This window comes from Streptomyces sp. NBC_01669, from assembly GCF_026339735.1.
Taxonomy (GTDB): domain Bacteria; phylum Actinomycetota; class Actinomycetes; order Streptomycetales; family Streptomycetaceae; genus Streptomyces; species Streptomyces yanii.
The window spans coordinates 1,544,843-1,564,212 of record NZ_JAPEQG010000001.1 but is presented as its reverse complement, the minus strand read 5'-3'; the positions used below and the strand labels follow the sequence as shown (position 1 = coordinate 1,564,212).

The window sequence follows — 19,370 nt, the reverse complement described above, 5'->3', positions numbered from 1 at the left end:
GCGCTGCGGGTCAGCCCTTCACGGCGCCCGTGAGCATGCCCTTCTGGAAGTGCTTCTGGACGAACGGCGACAGCACCGCGACCGGGATCAGCGCCAGCACCATGACCGCCATCTGCACGGCGAGACTGTTGATCTGACCGCTGCTGACAGCCGCGCCCATGGCGCCCGGCGGAACCTGGTGCTGCAGGACGAGCTGGCGCAGGATCATCTGCAGCGGATACTTCTCGCTGTCCTGGATGTACAGCATCGCGTTGAACCACTGGCTCCAGTAGCCGACCGCGTAGAAGAGCGAGATCACCGCGATGACCGCACGGGACAGCGGCATGATGATCTGCAGCAGGATCCGCCACTCGCCGGCGCCGTCGATCCGGGCCGCGTCGATCAGTTCGGGCGCGGTGTCCATGAAGAAGCCGCGCAGCACCAGGATGTTGAAGACGCTGATCGCGCTGGGCAGGATCATCGACCAGTAGCTGTTGCTCAGGCCGATGCCGGTGACCAGCAGATAGGTCGGGATGAGTCCGGCGCCGAAGAACATCGTCGCCATCAGCGTCATCAGCAGTTTGCCGTGCGCGAAGGAGTCCCGTCGGCTCAGTCCGTACGCGCACAGCACCGAGATCACCATGCTGAACGCCGTGCCGACGAGGGTCAGGCCGACGCTCACCAGGGCGGCGCGGGTGACGGCACCGCCGCTGAGCAGTTCCTTGTACGCGACGAAGGTGATGGCCTTGGGCCAGACGACCAGACCACCCGCGTCGTTGATCGTCTTGGTGTCGGAGAGGCTGGTGACGATCACCACCCACAGAGGCACGAGCACGATCGCGCAGATCGCGACGAGACCGAAGCCCTTGAAGGCGAGACCGGTCCTGGTGGGCTCCTCCTCCCACACGGGGCGGGGCTCGATCCGCAGCGCGCGCTGGAGCGGAGACTCCACGGGCCCCACGGAGGCCTGCTCCGTCCGGTTCCTGTCCTTGTCCGTTTCCAGGAGAGTCGTCATTTCTTGGAGTACACCCCCTGCTCGCCCAGCATGTGGGCGACCTTGTTGGCACCCAGCACCATGGCGACGCTGAACAGTCCCTTGAAGATTCCGGCGGCGGCCGCGTAGCCGAAGTCGCCGGTCTTGATGCCCGTCCACCAGATGTAGGTGTCGAGGATTTCGGAGGCGCCAGGCCCGACCTGGTCGCGCTGGAGCAGGATCTGCTCGAAGTCGAGATTGAGCGCACTGCCGACCCGCAGGACGAGCAGCAGCGCGATGACCGGGCGCAGCGCGGGCAGCGTGACATGCCACATGCGGCGCCAGCGCCCCGCACCGTCGACGGCCGCCGCCTCGTACAGATCGGTGTTGACGGCGGCGAGTGCGGCGAGGAAGACGATCACGCCCCACCCGGCGTCCTTCCACACGGCCTGGGCGGTGACCAGGAACTTGAAGAAGCTCGCATTGGTCATCAGATCGAAGCCCTCATGACCGTGTTCCCGCAGCCACTGCGCGACCAGGCCGGCCCCGCCGAACATCTGCTGGAAGACGGTGACGACGAGCACCCAGGAGAAGAAGTGCGGCAGATAGACGACGGCCTGCACCCAGGCCCGCACCCGCGCACTCATGATCGTGTTGAGCAGCAGGGCGATGGCGATCGGGATGGGGAAGAAGAGGATCAGCTGGGTCAGGAAGATGACCAGTGTGTTGATGAGGACTTGCCAGAAGCGGTAGTCCTCGAAGATCCGGGCGAAGTTGTCGAAGCCGACGAAGGGGCTGCCGGTGATGCCCAGGTCGTACACGTCGTAGTCCTGGAAGGCCACGATGTTCCCGAGCAGCGGGATGTAGTTGAAGATCAGCAGCAGTGCGATGGCGGGCAGTGTCATCAGGACGAGCGTGCGGTCCCGGCGCAGGCGCAGGCGCCAAGTGATGCCGCCGGCCGCCGGTGGGGTCTTCGCCGGGCGTTTGCTTTTCCTGCCGCCGTTACTCGTTCTGCTGTCCCTGCTGGTGCTGTCCCCGCTGTCGCCGATCGGGTCCGTCGGCCGGTCGGCCGCGCGGTCCGTCTCGGTCGCAACCGTGGCCCGTGGATTCACCGTGTGCTCCCCATGTCGTGCTCTCCGCCCTGGCCGCCGGGCGTCCCTGCGCCCGGCGGCCGTCTCGCTGCCTTACGTACGTACGGGTCCGTGTCCGCCGTACGGGTCAGTTGCCGGAGCCGTTCTTGTCGAGAATGTCCTGGTACCAGTCGCGCAGCTTGTCGCCGCCGCTGTTCTTCCACGTCGTCACCGCGGCGTCGACGTCACTGACCTTCTTGCGGCCGCGCCGGATGTCCTTCTGCAGGTCGTCGAAGGGCGTGTAGAGGGAGGCGTACCGCTGCGGTTCGACGATCTGCATACCGAAGAAGAGCGGCTTCTTGACGTTCGGGGCCTGTCGGGCCATCCAGCCGGCGTAGTCCTTCACCAACTGCGGCTCGTCCGGGAACGCGACGGTGTGCGGGGGCGACGCGAGGAACATGAAGGTGGAGGGCTGGGCCTCCTGGATGCCCTGTGGCGTGAAGGTCGGCACCCCGTCCTTGATCGTGTAGTGGGTGTCCTGCACGCCGTAGTTGGTGAGCATGAACTCCTTGGTGCCGTACGGCGCCGCGGCGAAGTCGGCGACGGCGAGGATCTCCTCGATCTTCGCCTTCGGCAGCTTCTTGCTGAGGAAGGTGAAGATGCCTGCCGGGTCGTCCTGCCACAGGACCGGCTTTCCGCCGTCGTGGTTGAAGAAGTCCAGCGCCTGCATGTCGAACTTCGGGTTGGCGGTGGCCTGCTCGGTGACCATGCCCTTCCAGCCGCCGGTGCCGTCGTTGTACATCAGGACGCGTCCGCCGGTGAAGCGGATCTTGGAGTCGGCGTCCTTCCCCGCCTCGGCGTCGGGGTGGACGTAACCGCCCTCGTGGAGCTTGCGGGCGAAGGCGAGCGCCTCCCGGTACTCCTGCGTCTCGATCTTGTGGACGAGCTTGCCGTTCTCCAACTTCCAGTAGTGCGGGGCGTCGGGCAGCAGCCCGAAGATCTTCTGGATGCAGGTCCACAGGTCGTCGAAGGCCCAGACCTTCTTCTTCGCGTCCGTGTACTCCTTGCCGAAGGCCAGCAGATCGTCGGCGCTCGCCGGCACGGCTCCGGAGCCGACCAGATCCTTGCGGTAGAAGATCGCGTTGCCGAGGATCGGGGACGGCATGGGCAGACCGCGGAGCTTGCCGCCGAAGACGGAGTACTGCCAGGCGCCGGTCGGGATGTTCGCCAGGTTCGGGTACTTCTTGATCGCGTCACCGGCCAGGTACGGGCTCAGGTCGGCGAACTTGGCGACGATCGCGTTGCGGATCTGGCCCTGCATGTTCCAGCCGGGGATGGTCACGACGTCCGGGATGTCCGAACCGGCGAGCACGGCGCCGATCTTGTCCTGGTACGTGTTGCCGTCCTGCGGGTCGAAGTTCAGCGTCGCGCCGACGGCCTTGTTCACGGCCGTGTAGTACGGGTTGTTCTTCTTCGGGACGGTGCCCCACAGCGGGGTCATGATCCGGAACGCGGAACCCTTGCCCGGCACGGACTTCACCGATGCGACCAGCGGGTCGGGCAGCTTGGTGAAGCCGGGGCTCGAACCGTTGACGCTCGCCACGTCGGGCTGGACCAGGTTCGACGGGATGTAGTCCGGCAGGACCTTCTTGAGTGCCTTGCCCGTCGTCGTACCGTCCTTGCTCCCGGAACCGGAGCCGCCGCCGCACGCGGCGAGCAACGGTACCCCGCCGGCCACGGCGACCGCGGCGACGGCGCTGGAGGCGAGGAAGCTTCGCCGGCTCGGGGCGGTGGAGGCGGGGGAGGAATTCGGCGTCATTGCGTCAACCCTTCGAGGCGCACCAGGACGACACGCGGCGGGCGACCGCCGTTCGGCTCCTGTGTCTGAGGTGAGGCGTTACTGGCTGGGCCGGGAGGACCGGCGGAACCGGCTGAACCTGCCCAGGTGAAGCGGTTCAACAAGGAGGTGGCAGAGCATGTCACCATCCGGGGAGATCAAAGGTGACAGGCACCCCATCGAGGCTCTGTCGACACTCTGTCGAAGCGCTTCGATGTTGCAGTGAGGTTAAGTGAAGCGCTCCGGCCGCACAAGAGTCGGTTTCCAGATTCCTCCGACCTGTTTCCGAACCGTTTCCCGGCGCCACGGGGCTCGGTTGCGGACAACTGGCGGAGGTGCACCCTTGACACCTGTGGGGTTGAGAACGGAGCATCGAAGCGCTTCGAAAGATCTTCCGATGTCTGGACAGATCCCTCGGAGCCCGGCCACCTCTTTCCTGGCACGGACATCGAAAGACCTCCCACCTTTCCAAGGGGACCCGCACGTGACGGAACAACCGCAGCCCTTCCGCGACCCGCAGCTGCCCTTCGCCCAGCGCATCGACGATCTGCTTCGGCGGCTCGCCCTCGACGAGCGGATCGCGATGCTGCACCAGTTCGCGCCCGCGGTGGACCGGCTCGGGCTCGGCGCCTTCCGCACCGGCCAGGAGGCTCTGCACGGCGTCGCCTGGATGGGGCCCGCGACCGTCTTCCCCCAGGCCGTCGGGCTGGGTGCCACCTGGAACGACGAGCTGGTGCGCCGGGTCGGCGAGGCCGTCGGCAACGAGGCCCGCGCCAAGCGCGCCAAGGACGACCGGGTCGGCCTCAACGTCTGGGCCCCGACAGTGAATCTGCTGCGCCACCCCCTCTGGGGGCGCGGCGAGGAGGGATATGCGGAGGACACGGCGCTGACCTCCGCCATCGCCGTCGCGTACACCCGGGGACTGCGCGGCGACCACCCGCACTACTGGCGGACCGCCCCCGTCCTCAAGCACTGGCTCGCGCACAACAACGAGACCGACCGTGACATCTCCTCCTCGTCGGTCCGCCCCCGGGTCCTGCACGAGTACGACCTCCGGGCGTTCCGCGACGCCGTGCGGGCGGGCGCGGTGGCCGGGGTCATGCCCGCGTACAACCTGGTCAACGGGCGGCCCAACCATGTCTCGCCGCTCCTGTCCCAGCAGCTGCGGAGCTGGACCGAGCAGTCCCTGGTGGTCTGCTCCGACGCCGGTGCACCGTCCAACCTGGTCGACTCCGAGCACTACTTCGACACCCACGAAGAGGCCACGGCCGCCGCGCTGAAGGCCGGGGTCGACAGCTTCACCGACCACGGCCAGGAATCCGCCGTCATGACCGGCCGCATCCGCGGTGCGCTGGAGCAGGGGCTCCTCGACGAGCACGACATCGACACCGCGGTCCGCCGGCTCCTGGAGCTGCGCTTCTCGCTGGGGGAGTTCGACCCCGGGCTCGACCCGTACGCGGACACCACCGCCTTCGACACGGTCGAGCACCGGGCGCTCGCCCAGGAGGCCGCCGAACAGGCTGTCGTCCTGCTGAAGAACGACGGGCTGCTGCCGCTCGACCCTGAGGAGAGGGGAACGGTCGCCGTCGTCGGCCTGCTCGCGGACGCCTGCAAGCTCGACTGGTACAGCGGCACACTGATCCACCGCTCCACCCCGCTCGACGGGATCCGGGCCCGGTTCGGCGCGGACCGGGTCACCTTCGCGGAGGGCGCCGACCTGGTCCGCCTGAAGTGCGCGGCGGGCTGGCTGCAGATCCCCGAGACCGACGACGGCGACAGCGCCGACCGGGGCGCGGAGGGCGCCCTCGACCCGGCACTCCTGGCAGGCCGCACCGACCTGCCCCCGCTGACCTGCGGCGACACCCCGTCCGAGCTGGCGCTCGTCGACTGGGGCAACGGCGTGATCACCCTGCGGGACCCCGCGGGCCGCTATCTGTCGGTCGCCGAGGACGGTTACGTACGCGCGTCCGCGGATGAGCCGGGCGGCTGGATCGTCCAGGAGACATTCCGCCGGGAAGAGGTGGAAGGGCACGTCGGAGGTCACCGCCTTCTGCACATCGGAACGGGTAGGTATGTCTCTGTCGCCGCCGACGGCGTAAAGGTTGCCGACGCGGACGAGAAAATTTCCGACGGTACCGCGGCGGGGGTCGCCACCGTCTTTGAGATCGAGGTGACCGAGCGCGGCGAGGACACCGTGGCCCGCGCGGCAGCCGCCGCCGACACCGTGATCGTCGTCGTCGGCAACGACGCCCACATCAACGGCCGCGAGACCGAGGACCGCACCACCCTCGACCTGCCCGCCCAGCAGGAGCGCCTGTGGCGCGCCGCGCACGCCGCGAACCCGCGCACGGTCCTGGCGGTCACCTCCGCCTACCCGTACGCACTCACCGACGCCGCGGCCGTACTTCCCGCTCTGCTCTGGACGGCCCACGGCGGGCAGGCCGCCGGGACCGCGCTCGCCCGGATCCTGTCCGGCGACGTCTCCCCGGCCGGCCGGCTGCCGCAGACCTGGTACACCTCCGACGCCGAACTGCCCGGCCTGCTGGACTACGACATCATCGGCTCCCGGCAGACGTACCTGTACTACGAGGGGACGCCTCTCTTCCCGTTCGGCCACGGGCTGTCGTACGCCGCGTTCGCCTATTCCGGTGCGACGGCGGAGCTCGACGGCGACCTGCTGCGGGTGTCGCTGACCGTCACCAACACGGGCACCGTCGCCGCCGACGAGGTCGCCCAGCTCTACGTACGGGCCGTGGCACCGTCCGTCGTCCGGCCGCTGCGGCAGCTCGTCGGACACCGCCGCCTGCACCTGGCGCCGGGCGCGGGGCAGCGCGTGGACTTCACGGTTGCGGTGACCGAGCTCGGCCACTGGGATGTGGCGCACGGCCGCTGGACCGTCGAACCCGGCACGTACGAGGTCCAGGCCGGAGCCTCCAGCACGGACATCAGGCTCACCGCCACCGTCACGGTCGGCGGCGAACCGTCCGGCCCGCGCCCCGTCCTGCACCGGGGTCTCGAAGCCGCCGACTACGACGAGCAGCTCGCCACCGAGATCGTCGACCGTACGAAGACGGACGGCGACGCCGTCACCGCCACCGCGCCCGGGAACGAACTCCTCTACCGTCGCTGCGACTTCGCGGCCGGAATCCGCATCGTCGCCGTGTCCGCGGCGGGGGAGGGTGCCGTGGAGATCACGGTCGACGGCCGCACCACGGACATCGACATCCCCGCCACCGACGGACCGTACGACTACCGCGCCCGTGAGGCGCCGCTGACGGCCTCCGGTGTCCAGGACGTGCGCGTCACCCTGCGCGGCACCGTGCGCCTTGCCGGGCTCACCTTCACCGGAGCCACCGAGTGACCTCGCCCGCCCGCCGAACCCCCGCCTCTTCCCGTCCAGTTGCCCCCGGCAAGGAGTCCTCATGAAGTTCACCGACGGCTTCTGGCTCATGCGTGAGGGCGTCCGCGCCTGTTACGCGACCGAGATCCGCGATCTGCGCGTCACCGCAGACCGGTTCACCGCCTACGCGGCGGTCAAGCACGTCGCCCAGCGCGGCGACACCCTCAACACCCCGCTGATCACCGTCGACTGCTTCTCCCCGGCGGAAGGGATCATCGGAGTACGCACCACTCATCACGCAGGCAAGGTCAACCACGGGCCGGACTTCGAGTTCCCCGGACTCGACCCCGCGACCGCCGCCGCCCGCACCCGCCGGGACGGCGCCGTCACCGAACTGACCAGCGGCCCGCTGACCCTGCGCATGGACGGCGACGGACCGTGGGGCATGACCTTCCTCGACTCCGGGGGCCGCCGCCTCACCGCGGTCGACGCCAAGGGCACCGCCTTCGCCACCACTCCCGACGGAGCACACCACATGATCGCCCAACTCGCCCTGGACGTCGGCGAGAACGTCTACGGGCTCGGCGAACGCTTCACCCCGTACGTCAAGAACGGCCAGACCGTCGACATCTGGCAGGCGGACGGCGGCACCAGCAGCGAGCAGGCGTACAAGAACATCCCGTTCTACCTCTCCTCGCGCGGCTACGGCGTCTTCGTCAACCACCCCGGCAAGGTGTCGTTCGAGATCGGCTCGGAGTCGGTCGGCCAGGTGCAGTTCAGCGTCGAGGACCAGTCGCTGGAGTACTACGTCGTCGCCGGCCCGACCCCGAAGGACATCCTTGCCCGCTACACCGCACTGACCGGCCGGCCCGCGCTGCCCCCGGCCTGGTCGTTCGGCCTCTGGCTGACCACTTCGTTCTGCACCTCGTACGACGAGGAGACCGTCACCTCGTTCGTCGACGGAATGGCCGAGCGCGACATTCCGCTGTCGGTCTTCCACTTCGACTGCTTCTGGATGCGCGAGTACCAGTGGTCGGACTTCCAGTGGGACCCGGATGTCTTCCCCGACCCGGAGGGCATGCTGGCCAGGCTCAAGGAACGCGGCCTGCGCATCAGCATGTGGATCAATCCGTACATCGCTCAGAAGTCGGCGCTGTTCGCGGAGGGCGCCCAGCACGGATATCTGGTGCGACGGCCGAACGGCGACGTCTGGCAGTGGGATCTGTGGCAGCCCGGCATGGCCCTCGTCGACTTCACCAATCCGGCCGCCCGGGAGTGGTACAACGCCAAACTGCGTGTCCTCCTGGACCAGGGCGTCGACTGCTTCAAGACGGACTTCGGCGAGCGGGTGCCGACGGACGTGGTCTGGCACGACGGTTCCGACCCTGAGCGGATGCACAACTACTACGCGCAGATCTACAACCGCACCGTCTTCGAACTCCTGGAGAAGGAGCGCGGGCACGGCGAAGCGGTGCTCTTCGCCCGCTCGGCGACGGCGGGCGGCCAGCAGTTCCCGGTCCACTGGGGCGGCGACTGCTTCGCCTCGTTCACCGCGATGGCCGAGTCGCTCCGCGGCGGCCTCTCCCTGTCCCTGTCCGGGTTCGGCTTCTGGAGCCACGACATCGGCGGCTTCGAAGGCACCCCCGACCCGGCGGTCTTCAAACGCTGGCTCGCCTTCGGACTGCTCTCCTCGCACAGCCGCCTGCACGGCAATGTGTCGTACCGGGTGCCGTGGGCGTTCGGCGACGAGGCCGTGGACGTGGCCCGGAAGTTCACCCTCCTCAAGCACCGCCTCATGCCGTACCTGTACGGGGTCGCGGCCGAGGCCCACCGCACCGGCATCCCGGTGATGCGTCCGATGTTGCTGGAATTCCCCGGCGACCCCACGACCCGGATGCTGGACCGCCAGTACATGCTCGGCCCGGACCTGCTGGTGGCCCCGGTCTTCACGGAGGACGGCCAGGTCGAGTACTACGTCCCCGAAGGCACCTGGACCCACCTGCTGACCGGCGAAACGGTCACCGGGCCGGTCTGGCGCCACGAGACACACGGCTTCGACAGCCTGCCGATCCTGGTCCGCCCCGGTGCCGTGCTCCCGTGGGGTGCGGACGACCAGCGCCCGGACGGCGACTGGCTGGACGGACTGACGCTGCGCGTGTTCGGCCCGGCGTCGGCGACGACCGGCACGCCGGTCACGGTGCCGGACCTGGCAGGCGTCCCGGCGGCGACCTTCCACGTCACACGGGACGCGGACACGCTGCGGGTCACGGCCGACGGAACGGACCGGCCGTACCGCGTGATCGTGGAGGAGAGCGGGGCGACGGGGGAGGGGACGGGGACCGTGACCGTGACGGGCTGACCCCCTTGGCAGAGGCTCGCCGACAGCCCGGGGCACCGGGCTGCCGGCGAGCCTTCGGCGAGCGCTGCACCGTCGGCGATCAGCCCAGACCGTCGGCCAGGGCCTCGGATGCGGCGGCCGCCGACACCTGCCAGACCGTGGTGACCGGCTCCCAGACCCGGATCCCCCGGGGCATGCCCACGCCGGCCGCTGCGAACGTGACCCCGTAGTGGGCCGGATCCGCCGCCACGCTCACACTGCCGACCACATGCCCTTCGGTACCCGCCGGATCGGCGGTACGCAGGGCGGCGTACGCCCGCCCACCGCGCGAAAGCACGTAAGGGGCGCTCCCGGCAGGCGGCACAGCCTGGGCGGAGCCGTCCAGGCCCCGGAAGGTGATGGTCGGGATCCGGTCGACGACACAGCTGCGACTGCCCCGATTGGTGACACTGATGCGCACCACGTTCTGCTGACCGCCGGGCGCGGCCCTCACCCTGAGGGCCTTCTCCTGGCACGTGCCGAGCCGGGAGGGTGCCGCAGGGGCGGCGGGCGCGGTGCCGGCCGTGGCCGTGGCGCCCGTGGCCGCCAGAACCATCGCGGTGGCGGCGGCCGGGACGGTGAAGCCGGAGGCGATGGTGGGGCGCAGAAGCATGGTGTTTCTCCCGGATGCTCGACGGCCGGTGATCGCGGCAGGGTGGCCGGTGTGCCCCCGCGAAGGGCTGGTGCGGACGGACCCGATCAGTATCTGCCGTCCGGTTGCGAGCTGCCCGCTGTGACGGCTATGGACCTTCTGCCGGTGAGTACCTGCTTTTCACGTGAGTACCTGCTTTTCAAATGCCAACGGCGTTGATCTCTGTTGGGAGTGACGTTCGGTGACGGGCGTCCGATGGTTCGCAGGGCTCGGTGCCGCAGGTGATGGGCGGATTTTCAGGGTGATGGCTGCCCAGGTGACGAGGGCGCCGGTCATGTCGAGCGGGGCCGTCGAATAATCCCGTGCTGTGCTGTCGGTGGAGGTGCAGACTCGCTCCATGGCGGAGATGAGGGCGTTCCGGGACGCGGTCAGTGGCTGGGCGAGCGGCGGTCCGGGCGGGCCGGCGAGTGATCTGGCTGTGCGACTGGGGGTGCGGACGGCGGTGTTGCTGGAAGGGCTGAGTGACCTCGCGGCCGTTGAGGCACTGGCCGCGCTGCGTGGCCGGGACCTGGCCGCCGAGGGGGTGTGCGTGGTGCCGATGGGCGGGGCGATGAGCGTCGGCCGCTACGCCGGCCTCCTCGGGCCGCCCGGCCTCGGCCTGCGTCTGGCAGGACTGTGCGACGAGCGCGAGCAGCGCTTCTTCGACCGCGGCCTGCAGCGGGCACGGGCGCCACGCCGGGACATCTTCGTGTGCGCGGCGGACCTGGAGGACGAGCTCATCCGCGCGCTGGGCACGGCAAGGGTCGAGGAGGTCGTCCGGACCGAGGGCGACCTCCGCCCCTGGCAGACCTTCCTGCACCAGCCCGCACACCACGGTCGCCCCCGGCAGCAGCAGTTGCGGCGCTTCCTCGGCACGAAGAAAGGCCGCAAGATCCGCTACGGCCGCCTCCTCGTCGAGGCTCTCGCCCCCGAACAGGTACCGGCCCCCCTCGACGACCTCCTCACGAGCCTGTGACTTGGTGGACGAGGAGGGCTGTTGTGACGACAGCGGTTGAGCGAGGGGTGTTTTCGGCGGCGAGGACTAGTAGGGCCTGGTCAGGTCGGTGCGAGTGCTGGTATGTCGCGGTGGCAGGTGGGGCAGGCGCCGGTCCAGGCTACGAGCAGTAGCTGCAGCTCGCGGACGACTTGGTAGAGGCTCAGGCCGGCGCCGTGTTTTTTTGGGGCTCTGGCCAGTCGCTGCAGGGCGCAGAAGGCATGTGCGACGGAGACGAGGGTGACGTGGTGGTGCCGGCCGGTCCAGGTCCGGCCCTCGAAGTAGGCCAGACCCAGGGCCTGTTTCATCTCCCGGTAATCGTGCTCGATAAGACCACGAACCGCGAATACATCCGCTTGAAGCCACCGCGGCCGGTGCCGGGCCGGGAGCCCTCACGTCATTGCACCGGCTCTGCCGCTTTCCGACCGGCACGGTGACCAGCTGCTTCACCGATTGCGGCTTGTCCGGGTACTTCGCCACCGGCGGACGTCCGTTCCTGCTGTATGGCTCGGTCACCGGCACGGCTTCGCCGGGCTGAGCCGACAACGTGATGGTGAGGGGCAGCCGAGTCCGCACCTGTGTGCGCGGCTCCCGACCGCCTCCGCCACCTGCCCGCGGCACCTCGGATCGCTGCGAACCCGGCCGAGACGGTCGGGTAGTTGGTGATTGCCGAGCGCGAAGCCGAGAAACGGGCAATGGCCCACCCCAAATACGGTCGACGCCCTTGACGGGGAATGGAGTCCCACCACTATCCTTGCGGGCAGAATAGTGGTCTAGACCTCTTGGAGTCCTGGTGGGAAGACGCGTTACCGCTCTGAGCGCACTCGCACTTGCAATTTCCATGGCCTCTGGCGCGCTGGCTCAGGGCCCCGTGGCCTTTGCCGCAACATCGCAGCAGGACCTGCCCGCCACCGCCGAACCGCTGCCGCCCGTCTCCCCGACGCCCCAGTCGCTCACCCGCTCCGGCCGCGATGCCACCGTGACCGGCCGTGTGCTCCTCGTCGCCGACGACGCCACGGACGCCGCAGCGCGTGACCGCCTCGTCCGCGAGCTCAGGAAGCACGGCGCCGACCGGGTCGACATCGTCACGCCCGGCAACGTCCCCAAGGCCGCCGCCGGCCTGCTCACCGTGCGGATCGGCCCGGCCGCCCGGCCGGACGTTGCCGAGGTGCTCGGCGACGTGGCCGCCCCGGACCGCGCCGAGGGATACGCCCTGCGGGTCAACGTCAGTGAGCGGGGCACGCAGATCGCCCTGGGCGGTCACGACGCCACCGGCCAGTTCTACGCCGTGCAGACGCTCCATCAGCTCTTCGTCCGCGGCGACGACGGCTGGAAGATCGCCGGCGCGCAGGCCGTCGACTTCCCGTCGATGCCGCTGCGAGGCACGATCGAGGGCTTCTACGGTCAGCCCTGGACGCACGCCGAGCGGCTGGATCAGATGGACTTCTACGGCGACGTCAAGGCCAACACCTATATCTACGCGCCCAAGGACGACCCCTACCACCGTGACAAGTGGCGCGACCCCTATCCCACCGACAAACTCGCCGAACTGGGCGAGCTGGTGAACCGGGCCACCGCGAACCACGTCCGCTTCACGTTCGCCGTCTCACCCGGCGGCTCGGTCTGTTACTCCGACCCCGACGACCGCAAGGCCCTCAAGGCCAAGCTCCAGGCCCTCTACGACCTGGGCACCCGGTCCTTCTCGATCCCGCTGGACGACATCAGCTACACCAGGTGGAACTGCGCGGCCGACCAGGCGGCGTACGGCCAACCGGGACGCACCGCGGCCGCGAAGGCCCAGGTCGACCTGCTCAACGACCTCCAGCGGAACTTCATCGCCACCCATGAGGGCGCCCGGCCGCTGCAGATGGTGCCGACCGAGTACGGCGACCTCACCGACACCAGCTACAAGCAGACGATGCGGGCCACCCTGGACCCGGCGGTCGTCGTCATGTGGACCGGTACCGACGTCGTACCGCCCGCGATCACCAACGAGCAGGCCGACGGCGCCTCGAAGCTCTTCGGCCGCAAGGTCTTCGTCTGGGACAACTACCCGGTCAACGACTACGGCAACACCAGCGGTCGGCTGCTGCTCGCTCCCTACGACAAGCGTGAGGCGGGCCTGTCCAGCCACCTCTCCGGCATCGTCGCGAACCCGATGAACCAGCCGTACGCCAGCAAGATCGCGGTCTTCGGCACCGCGGACTTCACCTGGAACGACAAGGCGTACGACGCGAAGGCGAACTGGGCGCGCGCCATGGCCTACCTCGCGGGCGGTGACCGCCGGGCCACCGACGCGCTGCTCGTCTTCGCTGACCTGGAACACCTGGCCCCGACGTTCGGCACCACCCCCTGGCAGTCCCAGGCACCCGAACTCGCCGGCCGGGTAGCCGAGTTCTGGAAGGCATGGGACGCGGGCGACCGCACCAATTCTGTCAAGGCGCTGCGCACCTACGCGAACGAAATCGAGGACGCCCCGGCCGCCATCCGCGCCGGATCGGTGGAGCAGGGCTTCGCCGCCGATGCCAAGCCCTGGCTGGACGCCGCCCAGCTGTGGGGCATGTCGATGGTGAAGACACTGGACGCGCTCGCAGCCCGGCAGGCCGGTGACAAGGAGAAGGCCGAGGCGCTGCTCGCCGACTCCGAGGATCTGCAGAAGCAGGCCCGGGCCGTACGGGTCGATCCGGCGCGCAACACCTGGGGCAAGGCCCAGCCCAAGGTCGGCGACGGGGTACTCGACTCCTTCCTCATCCAGGCGGACATCCGGCTTCAGCTGTGGGATGCCGCGGGCGGCTCGGAGAATCTCGCGCTGAAGGGCACGGCGAGCGCATCCAGCGTCGAGCAGAACCTCGACCGGCTCTCGGCCCGGTACGTCAACGACGGTCAGCTCGGTACCCGTTGGGCATCCGGCTACAGCGACAACGAGTGGGTCCAGGTGAAGCTCGCCACCCCCGCCGAGGTCGCAGCGGTAACCCTCGCCTGGGAGGGCGCCTGCGCGACGGAGTACCAGATCCAGACCTCCCTGGACGGGACGAACTGGAGCGAGGCGGCTACCCAGCACCCCGACAGCTGCGGCAATGACGTGATCAAGATCAACTCCGGCAGTGCGGTGCAGTATGTCCGAATGCAGGGCGTCAAGCGGAAGACGACCTGGGGCTACTCGGTCTACGAGATGGGCATCTATGGCTCGCCCGCGGCGTGATCCAGCAGTAGCCGCCAAGGCGTAGTCAAGAGACAGGAGGGCGGTCCGCCCGAGGCGGACCGCCCTTTTGTGCACCTCGTGATCCGTCGTCGGTATCAGCGCGCCGACCGTCACCGCGAAGCCGTAGCCCCCGCCGGGGAAGGTGTCACGCGCCCATCGCCAGAGCGCCGCGCCGCCGAAGGTGGCCCCGACCGCCGGGACGACGATGCCGAGGACGACAGCCGTCATGCAGCCGCAGCCGTAGGCGGTGTCCCGGCGGCGCCCGGACGGAGCCGTGGCCGTACGCGGCGTGCGAGCCGGGTAGGTCAGCGAACCGGCCGCGGCCCTGCGGCGGCGCGGCCTGACCGATCCGCTCATGGTGTCGGCCCTCCTCAACCCGGCAGGACGCCGACGCCGGTCGCGTACAGCTCGCGGTCTCGAAACTCGGTCACTGTCCCCTGCGAGGGGCTCGTCACCGGGTGAACCGCGGCAGCCACTTGGCCTGATAGTCGGGGTGGCCGGCATCCTCCGCCGCCATCTGCCGGACGACGAACCCGAGCCCGACCGCGCGGCCCGACGGGAAGTCGTGGTGGGGGCGGTCGGCGTCCAGGGCGGCGACCTCCTCGTACTCGTCCAGGAGCACCCTGCTCGTCTCGATACGGCGGAGTGTGCGCGCGGGATCCTGCAGGGCGATGTGGTCGTCGTAGCCATGCGTCCGCAGGCTGAACGCGATGGCGCCGGTCCGGTCGTGGATCTCGCCCGGTGCCTCGGCCGGGCACCGCCAGCTCTCGCCGCCGGCCGCTCGCGCGACTTGTTCCTCCTCGGCCAGGCGGGCCCGGACAAAGGCCACCATGTCGGAGTTGTCAGTCATCGGGTTCCGCATCCTCCACAGTCGGGTACGGCCCCGAACCGGCAAGATCACTCGCCGCTCCGGGGCCGCGCTGCTCGTTCAGCACGAGGATGCCGTACGGCGGAAGCCGAGGTCACATCGCGCCCGCGCGTGTTCCGCCTTACGGACACGCTCCCCGCCGAGTTACCGCGCCCGCACGGTGGCCAGCACGTCCCGGTCGGGCTGCAGGGTCAGCGTCGGCACGGGGTTGACGTCACCCGGGTCCACGTCCAGTTCGAACCGGCGCGCGAGCACCGCCAGGATCAGCACCGCCTCGACCATCGCGAACCGCGTACCGAGGCAGACCCGGGGTCCGCCGCCGAACGGGAACCAGGCGTACTCCGCCACGTCGTCGCCGTTGTCGGCGTCCCAGCGCTCCGGGCGGAACGCCTCGGGCTCCGGGAACCACCGCTCGTCGCGGTGCGTCGCCCACTGGCTGCTCCACACCCTCGTTCCCTTCGGCATGTTCACGCCGCCGATCCGCGCCCCGTCCTTCGCGACTCCGGTCACCAGCCAGATGGTCGGGTACAGCCGCAGCGTCTCCTTCACCACCGCCTGGGTGTACGTCAGCCGCGCGTAGTCGTCGAACTCCGGCTCCCGGTTGCCGAGGACACGGTCCAGCTCCTCGGTGAGCGCCGTGCGCGTCTGCGGATTGCGCGACAGCAGGTACCACGCCCACACCAGCGTGGAACTGGTCGTCTCGTGCCCGCCGATGTACAGAGTGACGGTCTCGTCGCGGATCTCCTCGTCCGTGAGGTGCGCGCCGGTCTCGTCCACCGCGGTCAGCAGCCGGCTCAGCAGGTCGGGACGCTCGCCGTCGCCGTCCCGGTGCCGGGCCACGACCCGGCCCACCTCGGCGTCGATGACCGCGGCAGCCTTCTTGATCCGGGCCCGGCCGGGCGTCGGCACCCAGTCGGGGAGCAGGGCGCCGATGCCGCTGAACTCCTTGCCGATCTCCTGCTGGGCGACATCCATCGCCCGTCCCATCGCCTCGGCGTCCGCCGGGGTGTCCACCCCGAAGATGGTGCGGACCGCGATCTTCTGCGTCAGCGCGGCCATCTCCCGCTTGATGTCGATGCGTTCACCGCCGGACCAGGTGTCCGCGAGCTCCACCGTGCTGCCCGCCATCGTCGCCGCGTACGACCGCACCTGCTTCGGCCGTACCGAGGGCTGCACCAGCGACCGCTTCCGCCGCCAGTCCGGCCCACGCGCGACCACCACGCCGTTGCCCATCACGGTACGGAACGCGATGCCCAGCGCCGGCTGGTCGAAGGTGCGTTCCGTCCTGGTGAGCAACTCACCTATGCACTCCGGATCGGCTATGAACACACAGGGGTTGGGGCCGAAGCGCCACCGCACCATGTCCCCGTACCCGCGCAGCCGCTCGAAGAACTCCAGCGGGTTCTTCCCGAACTGCGGCAGATTCCCGAGGAACGGCAGCCCCTTCGGGCCTGGAACGGGCACGTGGCCGCGCGGCTCGGCATCGGCGGCCGGACCGGTCTCCGTGGACATGAAAGGTCTCCGCTCCCTGGTGGCGCACCGGCATCCGGTACGCGGCGACATGGCTGGACTCCGGAGTGCCGGCAGGGTCGGTGAACCCCATCGGCCTTGTGGAGTACGTGAGTTGTCGAGGGTATCCGGGTCTCGTTACGGGAGTGTGGTCGGCCGGGCGGTACTGCCGACGAAGGATCGTGTGTGCTGTCCCGTACCCACGTGAACGGGAGAGGGGGCGATCCGTTCGTGATCGCTGATCCTCCCGGCCCCCTCTTGGTCCGGGCCCGTTCAGCAGACGGCTCCGCCACGGGAAACACCGCGGCGCCCCCGCCCCACCGGTGTGGGGCGAAGGCGCCGCGCATGAGGGCCGGTTCGCGGCCGGGGCGGGTCAGGCGCCCGGCGGGACCCGGGACGGGCGGCCGTTGCCGCGGGTGAGGGAGTAGCCGAACACGGCCGCGAGCGCCCCGAGTACGCCGCCGCCCACGGTCCAGATCCAGCGGTCCGTCCACCAGCCGGAGGCCCAGCCGTCGTCCGGCTCGGTGCCGAGCGGGGCCGGCGACATGGAGTCGCCGTCGGACGAGGCGTCGACCGTCTGCTGCAACGAGGCCGCGCCGGGCGCCAGCGGTTCGCTCAGCATGCCGTCGACGTCATGGGCGCCGCCCTGGTCGGCCGCCGTCACCTCGACGGCGGTCTGCACCGGTTGCCCGAGGTCGGCCGACGGCAGGTCGACAACCGTCAGGCGCACGTAGTAGTTGCCCGGCAGCGGGTCGTTCGCCCACGGCTCGGACCAGGCACGAACGGTCCGCAGGACGCAGGAGAGTTCGACGGTCGACGCGTCGGCGGCCGCCTTCCTGGTCTGGTGGCCGTACATGCAGGCCTGTCGGCGCCGCAGCCCGTCGTACACATCGACCTGCCAGGTCGAGGCGCCGTGCCGGGTGGCGGTGCCGGGCAGGGTGACCGTGGCCTTGACGGTGGCGCGCTGTCCCGCGTCGGCCGGGAACACCCAGTACAGGTAGTCACCCGTGGATGCCCCGGCGGTGGCGCGCTGGCTCGGCTGGATCGTCGTCGCGGTACGGAAGGTGGTGCCCGCCTCGGTGGGTCCCGTACCGCCGTCGGAGGCGCTCGGGCTCGGGCTCGCCGACGGGTCGTCGGCCGCGGCCGACCCGGCCGATGTCAGCAGGGCCATCCCGGCCAGCAGGGCACCCGCGAGTACCCGTCGTGTACGCACCATCAGTTGGTCCTCCATACGGCGATGCGCCAGCGCGAGATCCAGCCGAAGAGCAGACCCGCGATCAGTCCGGTCAGGACGAGTACGCCCAGGAGCCACCAGCCGCGGCCGAGACCGAACGCGGCGGCATCGGCCGCATCGTCCGGCGCGTCCACCACGTCGACGGTCAGCTCGACCGGCATGCCCGGTGAGGTCTTCACCGATGCCGGGGCCGAGAAGGAGTTGCTGAGCTGCAGACAGACGGTCTCCGCGGCCGGCTTGTCCTCGCTGTCCGTGCCGTCCTGCTCGGGCTTGGGGTAGCGCAGCCCGGACGAGATCGCGTCGGTGCGACCGGTGCCGGACTCCGAACCCCTGACGATCTCGCGGCCGTGCACGGTCACCGCGCGCAGCAGCACGCCGTAGTCGTTGTTGACGGCGCGGTCCGCGGACACGGTCACCGAGGCGCGCAGCTCCTGGCCGGGCAGCACGTCCACCCGGTACCAGCGGTGCTCGCCGATCTTCTCGCGGTCGGTGTAGAGACCGGCCTTGAGCTGAGGCGCGGCGGAGCAGCTGTCCGCGCCTTCGGTGGCCACGGGGGTGACGACGGGCTCGGCCGCCCGGCCCACCAGCTGCTTCACGCGGCCGGAGAGTTCATCGGTGTGCTGCACGGCGGTGTAGGTGCCGCCGGTCGCCTCGGCGATGCAGGTCAGCTGCTCGCGGATCTTGGCGTTCGGCACCAGGCCCAGCGTGTCGATGACGAGGTGGATGCCGCGGGCGGCGATGTCGCGCGCGACCTCGCACGGGTCGAGCGGGCCGCAGGTGTCCTCGCCGTCGCTGATCAGCACGATCCGGCGGGTGGAGTCGCCGCCTTCGAGATCGTCGGCGGCGCCCAGCAGGGCGGGCCCGATCGGGGTCCATCCGGTGGGGGCCAGCGTCGCGACCGCGGTCTTCGCCTCCACCCGGTCGAGCGGGCCGACCGGGTAGAGCTGCTTGGTGTCCTTGCAGCCGACCTTCCGGTCGTCGCCCGGGTAGTCGGCGCCGAGGGTCCGGATGCCGAGCTGCACCTGCTCCGGCACCGCGTCCAGGACCTCGTTGAACGCCTGCTTCGCCGCGGTCATCCGGGACTGGCCGTCGATGTCACGGGTCCGCATGGAGCCGCTGACGTCGAGCACCAGCTCGACCTTGGGGGAGGCTTTGGTGGGGGTTTCATCGGCGGCGGCGGGGAGGGCCGTGCCGAGCCCGGCGGTCAGGGTGGCGAGCAGGATGCCCACCCCGACCGTCAGCCTTCTTCTTATGATCATCGCCGGATACTAGTGAAGATCACATGCCACCCCCAAACCGGTCCGGGGGTTGCCGGGTTGCCGTTGTCCCGGGCCGGCGGGGGCGAGTGACAGCCAG

12 protein-coding genes and 1 pseudogene are annotated in these 19,370 nt (G+C 69.7%); 4 read left to right on the top strand and 9 right to left on the bottom strand.

Annotation, left to right across the window (positions count from 1 at the left end):
* Positions 1–10: 10 nt before the first annotated feature.
* From OG972_RS07000 to OG972_RS06990, 3 genes are all read right to left on the bottom strand, one after another.
* A complete protein-coding gene (locus OG972_RS07000; protein ID WP_266979286.1) occupies positions 11–994 on the bottom strand; it encodes a carbohydrate ABC transporter permease in 984 nt (327 codons plus the stop codon).
* Positions 991–2,064 (bottom strand): sugar ABC transporter permease, encoded by a 1,074-nt coding sequence (locus tag OG972_RS06995; protein WP_266979284.1) that lies wholly within the window; start codon positions 2,062–2,064, stop codon positions 991–993. Before OG972_RS06995 ends, OG972_RS07000 begins: the two co-directional genes overlap by 4 nt.
* Positions 2,065–2,170: 106 nt before the next feature.
* Positions 2,171–3,841 carry an extracellular solute-binding protein gene (locus OG972_RS06990; protein WP_266979282.1) on the bottom strand — a complete coding sequence of 557 codons (1,671 nt, stop codon included), beginning with the start codon at positions 3,839–3,841 and terminating at the stop codon, positions 2,171–2,173.
* A gap of 502 nt (positions 3,842–4,343) precedes the next feature.
* Between OG972_RS06990 and OG972_RS06985 the strand changes: the two genes are divergently transcribed.
* Together OG972_RS06985 and yicI are read left to right on the top strand one after the other, a co-directional pair.
* Positions 4,344–7,220 (top strand): glycoside hydrolase family 3 C-terminal domain-containing protein, encoded by a 2,877-nt coding sequence (locus OG972_RS06985; RefSeq protein ID WP_266979280.1) that lies wholly within the window; start codon positions 4,344–4,346, stop codon positions 7,218–7,220.
* A gap of 61 nt (positions 7,221–7,281) precedes the next feature.
* Entirely contained in the window at positions 7,282–9,558 is a 2,277-nt protein-coding gene (yicI, locus tag OG972_RS06980; RefSeq protein ID WP_266979278.1) for an alpha-xylosidase, read from the top strand.
* 79 nt (positions 9,559–9,637) lie between these two features.
* Here yicI and OG972_RS06975 read toward each other — a convergent pair whose 3' ends face one another.
* Complete coding sequence (locus tag OG972_RS06975; protein ID WP_266979276.1) at positions 9,638–10,189, bottom strand: DUF4232 domain-containing protein; 552 nt, start codon at positions 10,187–10,189, stop codon at positions 9,638–9,640.
* 376 nt (positions 10,190–10,565) lie between these two features.
* Here OG972_RS06975 and OG972_RS06970 point away from each other — a divergent pair, with 376 nt between their 5' ends.
* Complete coding sequence (locus tag OG972_RS06970) at positions 10,566–11,183, top strand: TOPRIM nucleotidyl transferase/hydrolase domain-containing protein (protein WP_266979274.1); 618 nt, start codon at positions 10,566–10,568, stop codon at positions 11,181–11,183.
* Between the two features lie 181 nt (positions 11,184–11,364).
* Here OG972_RS06970 and OG972_RS06965 read toward each other — a convergent pair.
* Positions 11,365–11,542: pseudogene (locus tag OG972_RS06965) on the bottom strand (IS701 family transposase); the annotation flags it as partial.
* 500 nt (positions 11,543–12,042) lie between these two features.
* On the opposite strand from OG972_RS06965, the gene OG972_RS06960 reads away from it, so the two are divergent.
* Positions 12,043–14,403: a beta-N-acetylglucosaminidase domain-containing protein gene (locus OG972_RS06960; RefSeq protein ID WP_266979272.1), complete on the top strand. Its 2,361-nt coding sequence runs from the start codon at positions 12,043–12,045 to the stop codon at positions 14,401–14,403.
* A 451-nt stretch (positions 14,404–14,854) separates the two neighbouring features.
* Here OG972_RS06960 and OG972_RS06955 read toward each other — a convergent pair whose 3' ends face one another.
* The 4 genes from OG972_RS06955 to OG972_RS06940 all read right to left on the bottom strand — a co-directional run bounded on the left by OG972_RS06955 (position 14,855) and on the right by OG972_RS06940 (position 19,273).
* Entirely contained in the window at positions 14,855–15,253 is a 399-nt protein-coding gene (locus tag OG972_RS06955; protein WP_266979270.1) for a DUF6221 family protein, read from the bottom strand.
* A gap of 162 nt (positions 15,254–15,415) precedes the next feature.
* Positions 15,416–16,783: a cytochrome P450 gene (locus OG972_RS06950; RefSeq protein ID WP_266979268.1), complete on the bottom strand. Its 1,368-nt coding sequence runs from the start codon at positions 16,781–16,783 to the stop codon at positions 15,416–15,418.
* Positions 16,784–17,153: 370 nt separating this feature from the next.
* Complete coding sequence (locus OG972_RS06945; RefSeq protein WP_266979266.1) at positions 17,154–17,996, bottom strand: hypothetical protein; 843 nt, start codon at positions 17,994–17,996, stop codon at positions 17,154–17,156.
* Entirely contained in the window at positions 17,996–19,273 is a 1,278-nt protein-coding gene (locus tag OG972_RS06940) for a VWA domain-containing protein (RefSeq protein ID WP_266979264.1), read from the bottom strand. The genes OG972_RS06945 and OG972_RS06940 overlap by 1 nt, the downstream gene beginning before the upstream one ends.
* Positions 19,274–19,370 lie beyond the last annotated feature (97 nt).

Excerpts from the sequence above, each read along its gene's own strand:
- OG972_RS07000 (WP_266979286.1), bottom strand. The coding sequence starts at position 994 with ATGACGACTCTCCTGGAAACGGACAAGGACAGGAACCGGACGGAGCAG.
- OG972_RS06990 (WP_266979282.1), bottom strand. The coding sequence starts at position 3,841 with ATGACGCCGAATTCCTCCCCCGCCTCCACCGCCCCGAGCCGGCGAAGC.
- OG972_RS06940 (WP_266979264.1), bottom strand. The coding sequence starts at position 19,273 with ATGATCATAAGAAGAAGGCTGACGGTCGGGGTGGGCATCCTGCTCGCC.
- OG972_RS06970 (WP_266979274.1), top strand. The coding sequence starts at position 10,566 with ATGGCGGAGATGAGGGCGTTCCGGGACGCGGTCAGTGGCTGGGCGAGC.
- OG972_RS06945 (WP_266979266.1), bottom strand. The coding sequence starts at position 17,996 with ATGGTGCGTACACGACGGGTACTCGCGGGTGCCCTGCTGGCCGGGATG.
- OG972_RS06955 (WP_266979270.1), bottom strand. The coding sequence starts at position 15,253 with ATGACTGACAACTCCGACATGGTGGCCTTTGTCCGGGCCCGCCTGGCC.
- yicI (WP_266979278.1), top strand. The coding sequence starts at position 7,282 with ATGAAGTTCACCGACGGCTTCTGGCTCATGCGTGAGGGCGTCCGCGCC.
- OG972_RS06975 (WP_266979276.1), bottom strand. The coding sequence starts at position 10,189 with ATGCTTCTGCGCCCCACCATCGCCTCCGGCTTCACCGTCCCGGCCGCC.
- OG972_RS06950 (WP_266979268.1), bottom strand. The coding sequence starts at position 16,783 with ATGTCCACGGAGACCGGTCCGGCCGCCGATGCCGAGCCGCGCGGCCAC.
- OG972_RS06960 (WP_266979272.1), top strand. The coding sequence starts at position 12,043 with ATGGCCTCTGGCGCGCTGGCTCAGGGCCCCGTGGCCTTTGCCGCAACA.